Origin of the sequence: Methanosphaera sp. (genome assembly GCF_016282985.1) — an archaeon.
Classification (GTDB): Archaea; Methanobacteriota; Methanobacteria; order Methanobacteriales; family Methanobacteriaceae; genus Methanosphaera.
Window position 1 is genome coordinate 1 of the sequence record NZ_JAEELZ010000110.1, and the last position, 19,384, is coordinate 19,384.

Consider the following 19,384-nt stretch of genomic DNA (forward strand, 5'->3'; position numbering starts at 1 on the left):
AAACATATGTTCTTCAAATCAATGATTCGGGAGTTTTTATAAATTCACATTATCAAATTACGTATTCTCAATTATTTTCTAAACATATATTAAAATCTAAAAAATATGTTTTAAAACCAGGATATGTATATGAATTTGTAAATATTAATAATTCAATAGAAATCATTCAAGATACTTAATTATCTATTTAATTTATGTAAATATCAGAACGAAATATTATGAATAATAAAGGACAAATTGTAGCAGAATATATTTTAGTGATAGGGATAATAATTGTAATTTTAATTACGATGAGTCAAATATTAATTGAAGAATCAGAAAAAAATACTATTCTGGAATCTGCACAGATAGGAGCACAAATAGGTATTGATAAAAATGCATATGCAATGTATTATAATGATACATTTAATAATTATATGTTAAATTATCCTAAATTATTATATCCAACAGAAATAAGTGTTATAAACATAAGTATGATGAATAATAATAGAAGTATAATTCTGCAGGTATTTCTTCACTCAGATAATTATTTAACGAATAATCAAAAAGAAATAGTAGGATCTAGAGTAAATTATTATATCAGAAAAACAATATCTGAAACTTTTAATCAAAAAAACAGTGATTTGTATTATGAAAATTGTCAAACAAACAATTACAAAATTGAAACAAAAAAAGTAAAATGGATATAATTAGATTATATTTCCTCTAGCAAAATAAGCTACTAGAATCCCTAATAATCCAAATATTAATCCAATTCCCCAGATAATATAAACAACTTGTTTTTCTTTCATAGGTTTTTTAAGAATAGATCTTATCAATGAATTAAAACCGGTTGCCGGTACGACAAGTTGTCCTTCTTCGTTTACTTCAGTAGGCTTGAAGTTTTGACGTTCCATTACTCCTGCACTATGGAATTTTAAAATTCCATCAATTATGTTAGGTAGTAAAACAATGAAAGCTATAATTTTTACCCTACCTATAAATGCTATAATTGCAATACAAGCTCCTATGATTAATGTACCAACGTCTCCAGGAAATACATTTGCAGGATATTTGTTATAAAATAAAAATGCAATTAAAGCTCCAAGCATTGAAAATGATATAATAGCAACATCATATTTGTTCATTATAATACAGGATAATGTTAATGAAGTTAATGCAATGATTCCTAACCCTGTTTCAATACCATTTAATCCTGCCAACATATTGGTTAGATTAGCAGCAATTGAAACGGCTACTGGAATAAGTAGCATATATATAATTCCTACATTTGGTGGAGTTACCCACATAATCGGAAGACCGGCTATCCATAACAGTATCAACTTTTCCTTAGATGATAACATTATCAGATCATCAACCATTCCAATAATTCCGGTTAGTAAAATAACTATCAAAGTAATAGTCAGTTGGGATTGCCATTGTGGACATAGATATACTCCTACCATAATTGAAATAGCAAAACCAAGTAATATGCCAATACCACCCATTTCTGCAACTTCAGGTTTTGTTAATTTATGAATATCTTTACCTACAATTTCAGCTTTTTTCAACCTTTTAATCAAAGTTGGCATACAAAAAAACGTAATTAAGAAAGATATAAGTCCACAAAATCCTGAAATAAGTAATAATTCTGTTGAATTCATTTAAATACACCCAATCTTAATTTTCTCTATTTTTTTTAAGAATATAATAAATTGTTCTAATAGGAATTTTTAATCTTTCAGAAATTTTCGTAACAGGTATTCCTTCATCTTTTAATCTAATTATTTCTTTTTTTGTTTTATCAGAATATTTTGATTTAGGACCTTGTTTTAATTTATCTTTTTTAAGATAATACACAGTTTTTGTATCAATATTTAATCTAGAAGCGATAGTTTTAACAGATAATCCTGAACTAATCATTTCATTGATAGTGTCTTTTAAATCATCATCATATTTTTTAGGACGACCTCTGCTTTCAATAATATTTATTGTAATACCAAGTTCACCTAAAGCATCGAGATATACTTCAGAAGTTCTTTCATATAAACTTAAAGGACAATTTATTTCTTCCAGATCTGGGTTTTCATCTAAAATTTCAATAATTAATTTTGATGATAATGGTTTATTTACATGTACTTTTGAACTCATATAAACATCTCTCATTATTTATTTATCAGTTCTAAGAATTTTTTTGCCTTTTTAGTTGTTGGTTTTTCAATTTTTTTAAGGTTATTCTTTTCTTTTGTAGCTTCTTCATGTGAAACATGTAATAAATCTGCTGCCTTATTTAATGAAATGTCACATTTGTTATGTAAAGCTACTGCACCTATTGCTTCTTGATTAGGTTTCAAATGTAAATTCTTAATTTTTGTTTCTAATTCTGATTTATAATGGATAGTTTCTTTCATATTATTTAGAGAGGCTATGTTTTCCTCGTAATCTATTAGCAGATTCACAACGTCTTTAGGAAAAATATATTCAAAAACTTTTATCTGATTAGAATCTAAGGTTGGTCTGAGATTGGGGAATGGTCCAGAATAGTTGTTTCTTCTACTTTCGGTGGTTGTTAAATAATATTTAAATATGTCCCATAAAAGTAAAGTCTTAGGAGTTTCCATGTAAAAATGTTTTTTTATTTCAACTTTCTTTTCAATATCTTCCCTAAGTTCCCGATCTAAAATTCTATCTTTATTCATCAAATTATTTTTTTTAAGTTTAATATATTTTAATTCTTCTTCAAGTTCTAAACGTTCTTCTGCTTCTCTTGCCAATTTACTAGCATCATTTCTGGCTTCTTCTACCAATTTTTTATATAAATTAATTTTTTCAAGATTTTTAATGTGTAATGGTATAATTTCATCAATATTCTGATTAATTATATTTTCAGAGTATTGTAAGTATGCTATAGCCAAAGCATTTTGAACATATTTGTCATTGATAAGTGATGGTTTTTTATGATTAAACTGGAGCAATTCAATTCTTACATTTGAACCATATCTTTTACGTAATTCTAGTTCATAGTTTGATTCATCAGCATAGTCAATGTTTGCTTTTTTACTAACCCATTTTCCAGTTTTTTCATCTTTTACTTTAGCAATAACAGTTACACTCTTTACTAAACCTCTTTTTTCTTGTTTCATTACTTTAATAATGGATCTATAAGCTTCAACACTATATTTGGTAAGTTGTGAACGTTTAAGTAAATATTCCCCACCTAATGGTAAATATTTAATTAATTCTAATCTACAAATTCCACTATTATTGGATTGAATATCGAAATCTGTTGAACCACATTCACATGTAACGTCTTCAACTTCAAATTCATCGTTAAATTGTAATATTTGTTCAATATTGTTCTTTTTATATTTTTGTTTACATTTTTTACAAGTAATTGTAGCATATTCCTCTAAGTGACCTATTGCTATTTTATGTGAAGCAATAGCAGATTTGACTTGATCTAAGATATTTTTCTTATTAGATGCCTTAATACGGAAATATTGTGCATGTCTGGATTGATCATGCACATCATCTGGAATAATTTCAGTTGAATTATTCCCTCCCCCTTTTCCAAATCTTTTTAAAGCACTATAAGGAGAAGTAAAACCTCTTATTTCCATTTTATTTCTGAGATTTTGAAGAGTTTCCAAATTCTTTTTTAAATATATAAAAATTTCTATAAAACTATCAAAATCTTCAATACTTTCAGCTAGGATAGGTTTACTTTGAATCTTTTTAAGATACTTCTCACTTTGTGTCACTAAGGTTTCGCTCATTTTATATGTTCACCAACATTTCCTTCTGTTGTTAAAAGTTCAATACTATCTGTTGCTAAGAGCATACCATTTGATTCAACACCAAATAATTTTGCTGGTTGTAAGTTTGCAACTACAATAACTTTTCTGTCAATTAAGTCTTCAGGTTCATATTTTTCAGCAATACCTGCAACTACTTGTCTAATTTCATCACCAATATCCACTTGTACTCTTAGTAATTTTTTAGAACCTTCAATTTTTTCCGCTTCTTTAATTTGTCCAACAACTAGGTCTACTTTAGCAAATTCATCAATACTTATTAAATCACTCATGTTTTCATCCTCTTCTTCTGTTTCATCTAATGCATATAATTTTTCTTTTTCTTCTTCAATTATTTTATCTTCAATTTTCTTAAATAATGGTTTGGCCTTTTTAATTTCATGTCCTGCTTCTAAAAACTCTTTAGCTTCTTTCCAGTTTACATTAGGAATTCTATCCTCAAAGTTTGTAAAACCATCTACAACTTCTGTTGGCATACCTATAACTTCACGGATTTTTTGTGTTGCTTCAGGTAAGTATGGTGTTAAAATAATGGATAACGCATGAACTAATTGGTTTGATAAATATAAACATGTTCTTGCACTGGCTTCATCTTCTTTAACAGCTTTCCATGGTTTTTTAACGTCAAAATATTTGTTAGCACTTTTGGTTAGGTTCATGATTTCTTGTAAACCATCTCTGAATTCGAAATTTTCTATACATTCTGCAACTTTGTCTGGTAATTCCTTAATCTTTCTTTCAAATTCTTTGTCTTCTTCGTTGTATTCTCCAGGTTCCGGAATTTTTCCGTCAAAGAATTTATGTGTAAACGTAAACGTTCTGTGAATATAGTTTCCTAAGTTATCTGTCAATTCATTGTTGATTCTTCTTTGGAAATCATCCCATGAAAAATCAGTGTCTTTGTTTAATGGTGCATTAATTACCATGTAGTATCTTAAAAGATCGCTGTCAAATTTGTCTAGGAAATCTTTAACCCATATCACCCATCCTTTACTGGTGGACATTTTACGTCCTTCTAAAGAAAGATATCCCCCACCAATTACGGAATACGGTAATTTAATATCTCTTCCCATTAACATGCTTGGCCAGAAAATGGTGTGGTGGTAAATAATGTCTTTACCAATAAAGTGTACAGTTTTATCATCCCAATAGCTTTTCCAATCAAGGCCATGTTCAGTTGCCCAAGTATTGGCTGAGGATTGATATCCAATAAACGCTTCTGCCCATACATATAAAACTTTACCTTCAGAATCTTCAAGAGGTACTGGGATACCCCAATTCATATCACGGGTCATAATCCAATCTTTAAGACCTTCATTTACCCATTCTTTTGCAAAGTTTTTTACATTTTTTGGAAGTTTATCATTTTCATTAATCCATTTTTTTAATGGTTCTTCGAATTCATGTAATTTGAAGTAATATTGTTCGGATTGTTGAACATGGGGGGTTCCATCACAGATTAAACAATGAGGTTCAACTAGTTCTGTTGGATCTAAGTGACGACCACAAACTTCACACTGGTCTCCTCTTGCTCCTTCACTTTCACAATGAGGGCATGTTCCTTCAACATATCTGTCAGGTAAGCTACGTTGACAAGTATCACAATAGAGTTGATCTATGGTTTTTTCGTAAATGTATCCTTTTTCATATAATTCTTTAAAGAATTCCTGTGCCATTTCATAATGGATTTTATCAGTTGTTCTTCTAAAACTGTCTAATGAAATATTACAGGATTTTAAATCGTTACCTATTAATTCATGGTATTTGTCTGTAATATCTTTAGGACTAATATTTTCCTGTTCTGCTCTAACTGCAATAGGTGTTCCATGCTCATCTGTTGCACAAACCATCACAGTATCTACTCCATTCATACGATTATATCTTGCATAAATATCTGCAGGGATATATGTGGAACGAAGATGTCCTAAGTGACAAGGACCATTTGCATAAGGTAATGCACATGATATAAATAACTTACTCATCTTTTTTAATTCTCCCTTTATTAATAATTAAATAATTTTTATAATTAATTAAATTGTAAAATTAAGATATAATAATATTTATTTTGTATGATTTATTTAGTTTGCTATATTTTCTAAAAAAATTGGTATGGTTGTTATTGGGGGAAAAATTTCTTCTCTTTAAAATATATTAGGAGTGTTAATATAGATATTATAATATCATGATAAAAACACCATATATAAATCCATTTAGTAATGATGCTAAAGAAATTGTCAGTAGATTAGGTCAAGTGGATACTTTAGACAAAAGAAATGATTCTTTAATGGTTATAGTTAATCATACTCGTGGTCAAAATTTAAATGATCCTCATACATTGCCGGAAACATTAAAAGGTTTGGCTCTTGCCCGTTTTGAATGGTTTTTATTTAGAAAAACTTCAGAAACTCAAGAAAAAAAGTACGAGTATTTATTTAATCCTGAAATATATGAATATGATGTAGTGTCCTTTTATTTATTGTGTCAGGCGGTTGCAATAAAATTTGGGCCTGATAGTCATGAAGCTAAGATGGTTCTAGATTGTGAAGAAGAGATAATTTCACAACGTTTGGAAATTCTTAAAGCTGAACCAAATGATTTTCAATCAAGTTTTTTAAGAAAAGCTCTTAATCAATTAATTGATACTAATAACATTTATTGGACTGATTTAAAAGAAGTTCTGGATTTAGGTAAACTGGATATTAATGAATTATTATTATCAAATGGTAGATTAGTTCTTGAATATGAAGATTTTATTGCTGAATATGGAGATTTGATTCATAATAGAGATCCAAGAACTATGTATGAAGTTACCGCAGGGGTAAGAATTAAATCTAAATTACTGCTTGGTTTGATTAGGTTATATACTAAACAGTACATAGAAACGGTATATGAAATGTCAAAAAGGATGGTTGAACCGAATCAAATTTTGTTGGATTTAGCTGATGATATAAAAGAAGCACAACAAAAAGCTCAAAGTCTAAAATATGGTGTTGCAGGAAGTTCTAATTATATTGATGACAAACCAATTAATTATGAACTGGAAGCATTCCCTCCTTGTGTAAGAAAGTGTATGGATGGAATTAAAAGTGGTGGAAGGAATGATGCGATTGTATTGTTTTTAACACCATTTGTATCGTATTCAAGATTATGTCCGGGAATATTCTCAAGACAAGAACAAAATATTAAAATTTCTGATGTGGATCCCTCACTGGATATAACATTAAATGAAATAATTCCTATGATATATGATGCCGCAGAATCATGTAGTCCCCCTTTATTTAAGGACCAGCCACAAGAAAAAATAAACATAAATTCTAAATTGGGATTTGGACTGCATTCTGAATTAAAATTAGATAATGAAGGTGAAACTCACTGGTATACTCCGATGAGTTGTGAAAAAATTAAGTTACACATGCCACATTTATGTACGCCAAGTATTGACTGTAAAAAGATAGGAAATCCGTTAACATTTTATAATCGTAAAAGAAGGTTAATGAAGAAGGATAATGAAAATAGGCAGGTGGAAGAAAATGGAGATTGAGTTAAAACCTGCATCAAACTATGAAAGAAAAATATTTTATAGGGAAGAATGGGATGTTAAGGATGTACCTGATTTTGTCATGGATTCATTGACAAGCAGAGAATTTGGGTTTGATCATTTTGGTCAAGGACCAAATGATAGGTATAAAACATTTCAGGATGCTCTTAGATTAAAACGCTTTATTAAGGCGAAACAACCTTTTGCATCATATTGTTCGGTAGCATATTATGACAATCCAAAGCAGCGAAAAGGTTGGCAGAAGTCGGAATTGGTTTTTGATGTTGATGCTAAGGATATTCCTATTAGAACTTGTGACTGTAAAGAAGGGGAAGTATGTGACATATGTTTAAATCAGGCAAAAGAAATTGTTTTAATGATTAGGGATGTATTAAAAGGAGAAATGGGTTTAAAAAATATTAACATGGTTTATTCTGGAAGAGGTTATCACGTAAGAGTAATTGATGACAATGTTATGGAGGCATCTAGTGAATTAAGAGGACAGATAGTTCAGTATGTTATAGGAGCAAAACAGCCAGATTTAACCAATTCATTAGGTTTTACAAATCTACAGCACTTTATCATTCCTTTTGGATATTCAAAGAACTTCACTAAATGGTCTAAATATACGATTCTTCATTTAACAAAAGATTCAAAATTAGATAATGTGAATAAAAAATTATTAAATGATGTAATTAAACATCGTGATGTTTTAAAGGATGATTTATGGGGAGCATTTAGAGCGGATGTTGGTCCAAGACGATTTGAAAAAGTAATGGCTGCTGTTAGTAGAATAAATATGAATATTACTGATACAAAAGTATCCATAGATTTAAAACGTATTCTCAGATTACCTTCTACTTTACATTCTAAAGTCAGTATGAAATCAACTTTAATAAAGAATATTGAAACGTTTGATCCGTTTGATGATGCTGTTCCTAATTTTGTTTTTGAAAGGAAATAGTATGGGGAATGTTTGATAGTAACATTACATTCTCTTTATTTATTCTATTTAAAATAGTTTCTTTGAAGCTTTTTTTCTCTTTTTATTATGTTATTTTTTCAATATTTTTTTTTTGATTTTATGATTCTGGTTAAGTAAAGTATATATATAAAAAGAATTATAATGGGTTATACCCATAGGGGTATAAGTATATGTATTTAACGTTTAATCAAAACTAACGTATTATGTTCAAAGAGGTGGATAAAGATGAAAAAAAGATTATATGAATTTAAAAAAGATGTAATTATAATTTTAATATCCGCAATATGTGTAATACTAAGTCATTTCAATGTTAATGTCCTTGGTATTGATTTAACGTATATTGCATTAATTCTATGTGGAATACCTATAATTTATGGTTCTATAATAGGTTTAATTAAAGAACATGATATTAAAGCGGATGTACTTGTATCAATAGCAATAATTGCCTCGGTATATATAGGTCAAATATTTGCGGCAGCAGAAATTGCTGTTATAATGGAATTTGGAGGATTATTAGAAAAAATCACAGTATCTACAACACAATCCCGAATTGAAAAACTAATGGATTTGCAACCATCAAAAGCTAGATTAATTAAAGATAATGTAGAAAATATGGTGGAAGCAATAATTGTTAAAAAAGGGGATTTGCTCAAAATAAATCCCGGAGAAAGCATACCTGCTGATGGTAGAATAATCAAAGGTAGCACAACGGTAAATCAATCACTTATAACTGGTGAATCATTGCCTGTTGAAAAAACAATTGGCGATGAGATATATGCTGGAACAATAAATAATTTCGGACAAATAATTGTTGAAGTTACAGAAGATTATGAATCAAATTCATTACAAAAAATAATATCCTTAATAGAGAATGTAAACGGGGACGATACTCCAATAGTAAGACAAGCAGATGAAATAGCCAATTGGGTTGTTGTAATTTCATTATTCATGGCAATTTATGCATATTTTGTTACGAATAACATTACAAATGCAGTAACGGTGTTGGTGGTATTTTGTCCATGTGCATTGGTCTTAGCAACTCCTACAGCAATAATAGCTGCAATAGGAAACTTGTCAAAACATGGAATTTTAGTTAAAAATTCAGCAATATTGGAATCATTATATAAAATGGATAATATTCTCTTCGATAAAACAGGAACAATTACAACAGGAATTCCCAAAGTAGTAAACATTCAGGCATATAATATGACAGATGAACGGGAACTTCTTAAAATTACTGCTTCAGCAGAAAATAATTATAATCATCCATTATCTCAAGCAATTTTGGATTATTATGATAGTGATGAACTTTATGAAGTTAAAGAATTCGAAGTAGAATTAGGAATGGGAATTTATTGTATTATAAATGATAAGGAATGTCTTGTGGGAAATGAGAAATTATTTACAAAATATAATATAAAAATTCCGGAAAATCTATTCAAAACTGAAGAAACAACAGTAATTTACTCATATTATAATAATGATTTTTTAGGAAGTTTTTCAATAAAGGATACACCTAAAGAGGGTATTGGGAATGTAATAAATATACTTAGATCAGAAAAATACGAAGTAACTCTTTTAACAGGAGATAATGATACTGTTGCAAGGGATATAGGAAAACAGGTAAATATAGATGATATACATTCAAACTGTCTACCTGAGGACAAATTGGAATTTGTTGATAATTTAAGAAAAAAGTTAAAAAAAGTTATGATGGTTGGTGATGGAATAAATGATGCATCAGCATTAAAAAGAGCAAATGTTGGAGTAGCAATGGGTAACATTGGCAGTGACATTACAATAGATTCTGCAGATTTGGTATTTATCAATGATGATATAAGGTTTGTACCTTACCTAATGAAAATGTCTAAAAGAACGTATTACACAATAAAATTTGGAATAATCTTTTCATTAGTCTTAAATACAATTGCAATGATATTGGGTTTTATTGGAATTTTAACTCCGATTACGGGGGCATTGGTTCATAATATTGGATCCGTATTTGTAATCATATTGGCTGCACTATTGTTCAAACAAAGATTTAAAATCAACGAGTTTAATTTTCATTAATTCCCTCTTAATCCCTTCCTTTTTTCATTGATTTAATCTCTTTTACATCATACTTATTGATTTTACTATTAATCTCGTTTAAGTTTATAATCTGGATGAATATGCATGAAAATATTATCTAAATATTCATTATCCTCTTTTTTAATTATTTTTTCTATGGACTCAAATTTATAATTTTGAGAAATTTCATCTTTAATATTTTTTCCTAATTTTAATATGCTTCTATTTTCTTTTTTTACAATGTTTTCAACCATTTCTTGAACTGTTTTGTATTTCCTTTCAGAAACGGCAATCCATTTGTTATTTTTTATATAAGCTTGAGGATATTTTTCTTTGAAATTAAATCCATTTTCATTATATTTAACTAATGGGCCTTGATGAATTTTTACATTGGATAATTTATCTACAGTATATTCTAAAATTATATTGGCTATATTGTTTGAATCGATGAAATAATTACTCTCAATGATATTAAAATCATACATTTCGGATACATTTATGAATGAATTCATTGTTTTTGTAATTTGTGGATAAATTACATCATCAGGTAATTCTGGAACGTTAAATGATAAAACATAACATTTAGTTCCTCTTTTTTCAAATTCATCAAGTAATTCTTTTTCATCTGTATTAATTATCCTATCTTTAAAGTACTCTTTCGTAGGATTTTTTAAAAAGTTCCGACAGGCTACTATGAATTCGGAATATTTCTGCATACTTAATGCAGCTGCCACGTTTCTATTTTTGTCAACAGGATCAATGACTATAAGCGGGTCTTTATAATTATTGCTGGTACCATAATTTTCTAAATCTATTTTATACCTATTTTGCCATTTATTTGCAGCAGTTTGTATAACCTCTTCAAAGTTATGGTATTTTAAGATTAATAATTCACACAAATACCCTGAAAAACCGTTAACTTTGGCATTTGCACCATATGTATTTACGGAAGTCATAAATTTTTTTAATAACAGTACCTGATTGGCTTCTTCATCTGTTAAATGTCCCTGAACATAGTCTGTATGGAGAATTGTTCTATCTACCGCAGATTTTAATTCACTAGCATCTTTGATGTTATAACAAGGAACGAAATCAACTTCAAAATCATCTATAATTCCTGTTACGTATGGATGAGAAGCATATCTTATTTCTTGTTTACCATTTACTTGTTCAATACAATACTGTCCAAATTCAAGACCATATTCTTTTAATTCCTCTTCAGAATATGATAGGGGGAATGTTATAAAAATGTCTATGTCTGCTTTATCCATTAATGAAGTTTTTTTTGCCATTGAACCTACAAGTCTACAGTTGATTTCAACATTTTTCTTGTTTGCGTAGTTTTTTATTATTTCCATTAACTTGTTGGAGAATTCTATAACCTTTTGTCTTTCTTCAGCAGAAGGTTCAATTTCTTTTAATATTTCTTTATAAATAATATCACCTGAACAAAAATAGCTTAAAAAGGAGGGGAGGATAAAAAATATTATAATTTTTTAGCACTAACAATAGTTATAGGATTTAGTGCTTTCATCATTACTCCACGATCGAGTATTGTTCCACGGGATACATTTAATGAAACAACTTCAGGTTCAGCTCCTAAATCTTTAAGCATACGTACTGCATCAGTTGCTGTTTCTAAAACTATGGAAGTAATAATTATTTTTCCACCTACCGGAAGTTTGAGGTAACCGGTTTCAATAATATTCTCAATATTTCCGTTACTGCCCCCAATCATAAGTTTTGTGAAGTCTTCTATTTCATCTAATGCGGCAAGTGCCTCATTTTCTATTAGTTCCACTTTGTTTTGTAATCCAAATTTTTCTAAGTTGCAGCGTGTTGTTTGAATAGCTTCGGGGTTCATATCAATACTATATACTTTGCGTGCTCTTTTTGCAAACTCTAAAGTTAATCCACCTGTTCCACAGCCAACATCTATAACAACATCTTCATCAGTTAAACTTGTTTTACTGATTACTAATGCCCTAATTTCTTCTTTTGTTGGTCCTGGTACTTTTTCTGTTTTAATAAACTCGTCATCTGGTGTTATGTCGAAATACATTTTAAAGTCTCCAATTTTTTTTAACTGATAATTATTATTATTGTTTCCATTTAGTAAATAAGTTATTATCAATATCCATTATGTCTAATATTTTTCCGACAATAAAATTAATTTGATCGTCTAATGTTTGAGGTTTGTGGTAAAATCCAGGCATTGCTGGTAAAATTATAGCACCTTCTCCACTTAATTGGGTCATGTTTTCCAGATGAACGGTTCTTAACGGTGTTTCTCTTGGAACAATTATTAACTGTCTTCTTTCTTTTAGTGTTACATCACCAACTCTTGAAATAACATTATCACCATATCCATTAGTTATTGCAGACAATGTTTTCATACTGCATGGGATAATAACTGAAGCATCAAATTTAAATGATCCGCTATTCACTATGGCATTTAAATCATTTTCATCATGAACATATGAAGCTATGTTTTCTACATCCTGTACGGAATAATCAGTTTCATATTCTATGATATCCTTGGCTATGGAAGAAATAATTAAATGTGTTTCAACATCATTTTTCTGTAATTCTTCCAGTAATCTTATTCCTAATATTGCTCCACTCGCACCACTTATTCCCACAACAACTCTCATATTTTTTTCCTCATAAATCGAATTCTTTTATATTTTGATATATAGGTCCGGAAGGAGTTAATGTACTGGATTTGATATAAATCTTTTTAACTTCCATTTTTCCGTGATACTTTTTCTTAAGGTTTTTCAAAGTTTGACTTAGTTTTTCTTTGTCTGAAATATTTTTTACCCTTCCAATAGTAATGTGGGGTACATAATTTTTTTCCTTTTTAAATCCAATCTTATTGAATTTTTTATCTAAATCTTCAATTAATTTGATTGTAGTATTGTTTTTATCCTTTATTCCTGTCCAAATTACTCTTGGATTATATATATTTGGAAAAGCACCTATATTTACTACTTTTATAGTATATTCTTTATAATTTTTAAGGGTTTTGTTGATGATATCAGTTATCTGTTCTAATTTATCCTCGTCTATTTCACCAAAGAATTTAAGGGTCAGATGAATATTTTCAACTTCAACAAATTTAATATTTGAAGATTCACTATCTGCTATAATTTCTTGTGATTCTTCTATTTTATTTTTAATATAAGGTTCAATTTCAACAGCTAAAAAAGTTCGCATAAGAAATCCTCATCATATTTAATAAAAAAAGGGTATTGATAAAAATTATCAATATTTAAAAAAATTATTGGTAGTTAACTAAAAAATTATTTTTCAATAATCTGTTCTTCAATGGCCATTCCAAAATGTCTTGCACCATCAGTAAAGTAAGCTAATACTTTATCTCCAACTTTAATATCTGATACTGAGATAGGTTCACCTTTTTCAGAAACTAATCTAATAGTTTCAGCATTCTGAACTAAAGTTTTAATTTTTTGACCATTATTTTCTGCTTCAATCATCATTAATGGTCTTCTTTCTATTTTTGATCGTCCGATGATTGCTGTTTTAGCTTCACCTTTGGTGTTTATTGTAATTACTTCATCCCCTGCTTCAAGTTCTGAAAGGTATCTTGTTTTGTTTCCGGGAGTCATAACATAAGCGTGGACTGCTCCAGCATTTACTCTAAATGGACGGGATGCAACGTATTCACTTTCTAATGATTCACTGTGGACCATGAATAACCCTGATGCGAAGGATCCAATTAACATTCCTTCTCCCACTTCCATTATGGAGCAAGTATCTACACAGACTCTGTCACCTAAACCTACACTTTCAACTTTTGTAACTGTGGCTTCTTTGAGTTCATAGATTTCTTTTGAAGTTTTTTCAATTAAACTTCCTAGTCTTCTAATTTCATTTCCATCGTTTGAAGATAATAAAACACCGTCTGATCCATGTTCCATAGTTTCTAAAGCTAATTTTGCTTCTTCATAATTAGGAACATCCACCATAATTTTAGAAGTACGTTCCTGAAGACTTGCTATAATATTTTCTAATGGAATAACTTTCCAATTTTTACCTTTTAATATTACATAATCAGCAACAGTTCCTAATTTAGAAACTAATAACTCATCTTCTTTATTGTTAATTTCGATATAAACTGCAACTTCTTTACCACTTTCTTGAGCTTGTTTAACGTCTTCTAAAGATACTTTTTCATCAGTTCCTAATAATAATATGTCAGAATCTGTTTTATCTGACACTATTTTTACATTACCTAATTCTTTAATGCTTTCAGAATTGTCTAAATCCATTATATATTCTATTCCAGATTCTAAAGCACTGACTATGGCATCTTTACGATCATTCCATGTACCTGTTGGTCTAACCCATGCAAATTTCATATCAATTAACTTCCTTATTCGTTTATAATTTCTAATGCTTCATCAGGACTCATTCTATTATGAACAATCTCAACTAATGCTCTTGTCATTTTGGTAGGATCTTTTGCTTGGAAAACATTTCTACCTATAGCTATTCCGGCACCACCAACTTCTATGGCATCATTTACCATTTCTAATAATTGTTTATCTGTTTCCACTTTAGGTCCACCAGCAATTATTACAGGAACAGGACAACCATCAACAACTTCTTTAAAAGTGTCAGGATCTCCAGTATAGTTGGTTTTTACAATATCTGCACCTAACTCGGCTCCTACTCTAGCAGCTAATTTAACTACTTCTGGGTCATGTTCATTTTCGATTTTTGGTCCTCTAGGATACATCATAGCTAATAAAGGCATTCCCCATTTGTCACATTCTTCAGCAATTCTACCGGTACTTTTTAACATTTCAGGTTCTTTTTCTGAACCGATGTTGATGTGTACACTGACAGCATCTGCACCTAACTGTAATGCTTTTTCTACACTTGTAACTTGTACTTTATGGTACGGGTCTACGCTTAAGTCAGTACTTGCAGATAAATGTAAAATCAATCCGATGTCTTTACCGTATCCACGGTGTCCGTTTTTTACCATACCTTTATGCATTAATACTGCATTTGCTCCACCACTTGCTACGGAATCAATGGTTTCGGTCATATTAATTAATCCTGGAATTGGTCCTCCGGATATTCCATGGTCCATTGGAGCAATTACACATTTGCCTGTTTTACGGTTTATAATTCTTTCTATTCTAATTCTTTTTCCTATCATTGTATCACATTCTAATTTTATGAGATAAATATTTCATGGATTATGTATTATCTATATTTTTCTTTCTTTAAACATTTTTTTTTATTAGATTAAGTCTATTTGAAAATAATTTCCCATTTTTTAAAATTATATATCATTTTTTTACATATCTCATCTTTTAATATAAAAAAGGGACAGTTACAATTTTTTAGACCACATTTTTAATTCTTTTAAATCCTTTGGAACAATATTCTTTGCAGATGAATCAAGAAAACCCTCATCCGATTTAATATTTTCAGTTGTAGTTGAAGAATTAATAAAATCTATTAATCCTCTATTTCTAATAAGACTTACTCTAGGTTTAAGGACTGATGACCAAATGAAGAAAACTTTAAAAACGGTATCAGGATGATAACCACCACCCAAATCAACACATAACACATCTATTTTTTCACATTTTCTAGCAAAATCATATAATATTTCTTCATTTCTAACGTCCGCGTTAAAAAAATGAATATTGGCATATTCAATGCCCAAGTTACTCATAGCTTCAATACTTTCAGGGCTATTGTCAAATGCATAAACAATTCCATCCTGATTTAATCTGGAAATTATCTTTGTGGAAGTACCGATGTGACATCCAATTTCAACGACATTATCAAATGTTCTGATGTTGTTAATCATGTCTTCCTGATATTTTCGTCTATCATAACTAATATGAATCATATAACAGCCTCTTTCTAATGGTTTTTGATGCTAATGTACCTGTTGAATATGCTTGTTGTAAGTTATATCCCCCACTAATTCCACAACCTTCTATGAGTTCCCCGACTATAAAAAGATTTTCAACGATTTTGGATTCAAAAGTATCAGGATTTATTTCTTTTCTTTTAACACCACTGTTTGTAACAAATGCTTCTTTTTCTAAGACTTCTGAAACAGTCAATACTAATCTTTTTAGAGAATCTCTTATTATATTTCTTTCTTTTTTATTAATTTGGTTAAGTATTTTTGTCGGATCGATATTTAAATGATTTAAGTATTCATTTGACATACGTTTTGGTAAATAGTTATGTAAATATGTTTTGATACTTTTGTTGCTGTTTTTTGAAAAATCTTCCTGTAACTTTCTATCAAGTTCCTCGTATGAGTATTGTTCACAAAAATCAAGGGTTATGATAACATTCTGATTTTTTCTTAAATGTTTTTCAATTTCCATACTATTGTTTAATATAACGGGACCGCTAATTCCATTGTGTGTGAAAATTATGGAACCTTTGTCTTTTAAAACTGATTTCTTATTGGCTTTAACTTCTAATTTTACTTCAATATCAATTCCTTGAAGTTTATTAATCCATTTTTCACTAATCTTCAGAGGTGCTAATCCTGCCATTTGTTTGGTAATTTTATGACCAAAGTTTTTTGCAAACTTGTATCCATCACCAGTAGAACCAGTTCTTGGATACATATTTCCACCCGTAGCTAAAATTAAAAATTTTGATTTGAAAATTCTTGAATCATCAGTTTCAACAATAAATAAGTCGTTTTCTTTTTTAACAGAATTAACATTTGTATTTAATGTATATTTTGTGTTACTTTTATCCAGAATTCTTATAAAAGTTTTTTGTACTGTTGAAGCTTTGTCTGTTACTGGAAATACACGTTCATTTTCTTCAATTTTTGTTTTGCACCCATTACTTTCAAGTAAGTTTATAACATCTTTGTTGAAGAAGGATGAAAAGGCAGTTCTATAAAAATTTCCTCCGTTGTAAAAACTTTTTACATAATTTTCCAAACTGTTATTATTGGTAATGTTGCATCGTCCGCCACCAGTAATAAGGATTTTTTTTCCTAAAGTATCATTTTTTTCTAACATAATACTTTTATTATCATCAAGGTGAATTGCAGACAGTAGTCCACTACTCCCTCCACCTATAATTATTGTATTGTAAACAGTCATTTTATCATCCTAAAAAAATAAAAAAAGTTAAATATCAGGTAAAGAAATATTTGGGGGGTTAATCATCTAAATTCATTAAAGCATGATGTATTCTTTGGAATACTGTGATGTAACTTAAAACAGTTAGTAAACCGATAGTACAAATCATTATGTTGTGTGAACCACCAGCAAGGGCCGCAATTAGAGAACCTACTGTGATAATCAGTAATCTTTCAGCTCGTTCAGCTATACCAACGGAACATTTTATTCCTTCTTGTTCAGCTCTTGAACGAACGTAACTTACGGTAATTGAAGAATGAATTGCTAAAGCTCCTAATATTGGGTCAACAAATCCACTATAAATGATACCTATAATTATTGCAGCATCTGCAAAACGATCACAAGTTGAATCTAAAAATCCTCCAAATTTTGTTCTACGATTATGTGAACGTGCAATAGCTCCATCAATCATATCACAAAAACCACTTAGAATAATAAATAATGCCCCTGCAGCCAAATTACCTGATGCATATAAAACTCCAGAGAAAATACTAATAAATAAACCAATTATTGTTACAATATTAGGGTCTATCTCTATTTTTTCACCAATTAAGTTGGTGAATTTATTTGTTTGTGGTCGTAATTTATCATTTAGCATACTATTTTATTTATAAATTAAAATATATATAATTAATAATTGAATGTTTTATAAAAATGATAGAATGAATGTATTAAACTACAATTATGGTGATAATCTTAAAAAAATTGTTGATTGTCTAAAAGAGGGTAAACTGGTAGTTTATCCTACAGATACCATATATGGTATAGCTGCGGATATACGTAATGTTAACTCTATAAAAAAGGTATATGCTACTAAAAAACGTTCATTTGATAAATCAATATCAATTTGTTTTCATGACATTAATCAATTAGAAAATTATGTTTTTTTAAATGATGAGATTAAACAGATAATAGAAAAATCGTTACCGGGACCATATACTTTTTTATTAGAAAAAAAGGATATTATTAATCCACTATTAACAGCAAATACTTCTGTTGTTGGTGTCAGAATACCAGATAACAGAGTTTCTTATGATTTAACATGTGATTTCCCAATTACCAGTACAAGTGCCAATATTTCTGACTGCCCTACTCCTACCAATATATTACAAATTCAGAAACAATTGGGGAATAATATATCCGTTTATATTAATCAGGGGGAACTTAAAAATAATCAACCGTCTACAATAATTGATTTAACAAATAAAAAACCAGTAATTGTACGAAAAGGAATACATGATGAAAAAGTATTAAACAGTATTCTAAAAATTAATTTATAACTTTTAATAAAATGTTACTTAAGGAAGTTTTATTATGTCTGTAACAGATAAAATTGGAAATGAAATTGAAGTAGGTTCATATATTATTTATAGCAGCGTTGGAACTATAGGTGAAGTTTTAGATATAAAAACAGATGAAAATGGTTCATGGGTACTTATTGCAGTTGATGAATTAACTAAGTTATGGTATAATACTAAATACATAGAATTAACAGATAAAAAATACGTAAAAACCAGTACTAATGATAAAGATGATAAAGAATTATCTGTTGATGAAATTAAAGAACATTTAAAACATACAGTTTCATCTGAAATGAGTTCAGATGCAGTAGGTGGAGGATAACTCCATCTACATAATTTGGTTAAGAATTTGATTAACTACTTTTTCTTTTTTATTATTATATTTGTAATTAACCATCTTGCTTTTATTTTCTATTCTTTTGTTTAATTTATATAGTTCAACGTCGATAGAATGATATGTTTGATTATATTTACTTTGATATTTGGAGTTCATTTTATCTTTAGAATCTATTAAATCATGATAA

General features: G+C 29.1%; 20 protein-coding genes. 6 read left to right on the plus strand and 14 right to left on the minus strand.

Translation table 11 applies throughout. The annotated features are described in order from the left end of the window. The first annotated feature begins 218 nt into the window (after positions 1-218). Positions 219-689 (plus strand): hypothetical protein, encoded by a 471-nt coding sequence (locus QZZ11_RS06570; protein WP_292474632.1) that lies wholly within the window; start codon positions 219-221, stop codon positions 687-689. Here the strand turns inward: QZZ11_RS06570 and QZZ11_RS06575 are convergent, their stop codons facing one another. Genes QZZ11_RS06575 through metG form a run of 4 tightly spaced genes read right to left on the minus strand, consistent with a single transcriptional unit; the run spans position 690 to position 5,776 of the window. After that, positions 690-1,643, minus strand: coding sequence for a glycosyltransferase 4 family protein (locus tag QZZ11_RS06575; protein WP_292474634.1), 954 nt, complete (start codon positions 1,641-1,643; stop codon positions 690-692). A 16-nt stretch (positions 1,644-1,659) separates the two neighbouring features. After that, on the minus strand, positions 1,660-2,130 hold the full coding sequence (locus tag QZZ11_RS06580) for a helix-turn-helix domain-containing protein (RefSeq protein WP_292474635.1): 471 nt from the start codon (positions 2,128-2,130) through the stop codon (positions 1,660-1,662). Between the two features lie 14 nt (positions 2,131-2,144). Further along, positions 2,145-3,755, minus strand: a complete 1,611-nt coding sequence (locus QZZ11_RS06585) for a DUF530 domain-containing protein (RefSeq protein WP_292474637.1) — start codon at positions 3,753-3,755, stop codon at positions 2,145-2,147. Beyond that, the gene (metG, locus tag QZZ11_RS06590; protein WP_292474639.1) at positions 3,752-5,776 is read right to left on the minus strand and encodes a methionine--tRNA ligase; all 2,025 of its coding nucleotides are present in this window, start codon (positions 5,774-5,776) and stop codon (positions 3,752-3,754) included. The genes QZZ11_RS06585 and metG overlap by 4 nt, the downstream gene beginning before the upstream one ends. A gap of 200 nt (positions 5,777-5,976) precedes the next feature. Here metG and QZZ11_RS06595 point away from each other — a divergent pair, with 200 nt between their 5' ends. The 3 genes from QZZ11_RS06595 to QZZ11_RS06605 all read left to right on the plus strand — a co-directional run bounded on the left by QZZ11_RS06595 (position 5,977) and on the right by QZZ11_RS06605 (position 10,387). After that, positions 5,977-7,335 carry a DNA primase gene (locus tag QZZ11_RS06595; protein WP_292474641.1) on the plus strand — a complete coding sequence of 453 codons (1,359 nt, stop codon included), beginning with the start codon at positions 5,977-5,979 and terminating at the stop codon, positions 7,333-7,335. Then, positions 7,325-8,296, plus strand: coding sequence for a DNA primase catalytic subunit PriS (gene priS / locus QZZ11_RS06600; RefSeq protein ID WP_292474642.1), 972 nt, complete (start codon positions 7,325-7,327; stop codon positions 8,294-8,296). Before QZZ11_RS06595 ends, priS begins: the two co-directional genes overlap by 11 nt. Before the next feature lie 246 nt (positions 8,297-8,542). After that, complete coding sequence (locus tag QZZ11_RS06605) at positions 8,543-10,387, plus strand: cation-translocating P-type ATPase (RefSeq protein WP_292474644.1); 1,845 nt, start codon at positions 8,543-8,545, stop codon at positions 10,385-10,387. Positions 10,388-10,455: 68 nt separating this feature from the next. Here QZZ11_RS06605 and cca read toward each other — a convergent pair whose 3' ends face one another. The 9 genes from cca to pgsA all read right to left on the minus strand — a co-directional run bounded on the left by cca (position 10,456) and on the right by pgsA (position 18,157). Further along, a complete protein-coding gene (cca, locus tag QZZ11_RS06610; protein ID WP_365952895.1) occupies positions 10,456-11,880 on the minus strand; it encodes a CCA tRNA nucleotidyltransferase in 1,425 nt (474 codons plus the stop codon). Further along, entirely contained in the window at positions 11,874-12,437 is a 564-nt protein-coding gene (gene cbiT, locus QZZ11_RS06615) for a precorrin-6Y C5,15-methyltransferase (decarboxylating) subunit CbiT (protein WP_292474664.1), read from the minus strand. Before cbiT ends, cca begins: the two co-directional genes overlap by 7 nt. Before the next feature lie 49 nt (positions 12,438-12,486). After that, positions 12,487-13,041, minus strand: coding sequence for a UbiX family flavin prenyltransferase (locus tag QZZ11_RS06620; protein WP_292474646.1), 555 nt, complete (start codon positions 13,039-13,041; stop codon positions 12,487-12,489). Positions 13,042-13,051: 10 nt separating this feature from the next. After that, positions 13,052-13,606: an RNA 2',3'-cyclic phosphodiesterase gene (gene thpR / locus QZZ11_RS06625; RefSeq protein WP_292474647.1), complete on the minus strand. Its 555-nt coding sequence runs from the start codon at positions 13,604-13,606 to the stop codon at positions 13,052-13,054. Positions 13,607-13,692: 86 nt separating this feature from the next. Further along, complete coding sequence (locus tag QZZ11_RS06630; protein ID WP_292474649.1) at positions 13,693-14,772, minus strand: 3-dehydroquinate synthase II; 1,080 nt, start codon at positions 14,770-14,772, stop codon at positions 13,693-13,695. 14 nt (positions 14,773-14,786) lie between these two features. Next, positions 14,787-15,581: a 2-amino-3,7-dideoxy-D-threo-hept-6-ulosonate synthase gene (locus QZZ11_RS06635; protein WP_292474651.1), complete on the minus strand. Its 795-nt coding sequence runs from the start codon at positions 15,579-15,581 to the stop codon at positions 14,787-14,789. Positions 15,582-15,758: 177 nt separating this feature from the next. Next, positions 15,759-16,286, minus strand: a complete 528-nt coding sequence (locus tag QZZ11_RS06640; protein ID WP_292474652.1) for a class I SAM-dependent methyltransferase — start codon at positions 16,284-16,286, stop codon at positions 15,759-15,761. Continuing rightward, positions 16,273-17,520, minus strand: coding sequence for an NAD(P)/FAD-dependent oxidoreductase (locus QZZ11_RS06645; RefSeq protein ID WP_292474654.1), 1,248 nt, complete (start codon positions 17,518-17,520; stop codon positions 16,273-16,275). The genes QZZ11_RS06640 and QZZ11_RS06645 overlap by 14 nt, the downstream gene beginning before the upstream one ends. Positions 17,521-17,578: 58 nt before the next feature. Further along, on the minus strand, positions 17,579-18,157 hold the full coding sequence (pgsA, locus tag QZZ11_RS06650) for an archaetidylinositol phosphate synthase (RefSeq protein ID WP_292474656.1): 579 nt from the start codon (positions 18,155-18,157) through the stop codon (positions 17,579-17,581). A 64-nt stretch (positions 18,158-18,221) separates the two neighbouring features. Here pgsA and QZZ11_RS06655 point away from each other — a divergent pair, with 64 nt between their 5' ends. Both QZZ11_RS06655 and QZZ11_RS06660 read left to right on the plus strand, forming a co-directional pair. Then, complete coding sequence (locus QZZ11_RS06655; protein WP_292474657.1) at positions 18,222-18,839, plus strand: L-threonylcarbamoyladenylate synthase; 618 nt, start codon at positions 18,222-18,224, stop codon at positions 18,837-18,839. 34 nt (positions 18,840-18,873) lie between these two features. Then, complete coding sequence (locus QZZ11_RS06660) at positions 18,874-19,182, plus strand: DUF2098 family protein (RefSeq protein ID WP_292474659.1); 309 nt, start codon at positions 18,874-18,876, stop codon at positions 19,180-19,182. A 6-nt stretch (positions 19,183-19,188) separates the two neighbouring features. On the opposite strand, the gene QZZ11_RS06665 is transcribed toward QZZ11_RS06660, so the two are convergent. Next, on the minus strand, positions 19,189-19,384 hold a 196-nt coding region (locus tag QZZ11_RS06665; protein ID WP_292474661.1), incomplete at its 5' end, for a hypothetical protein.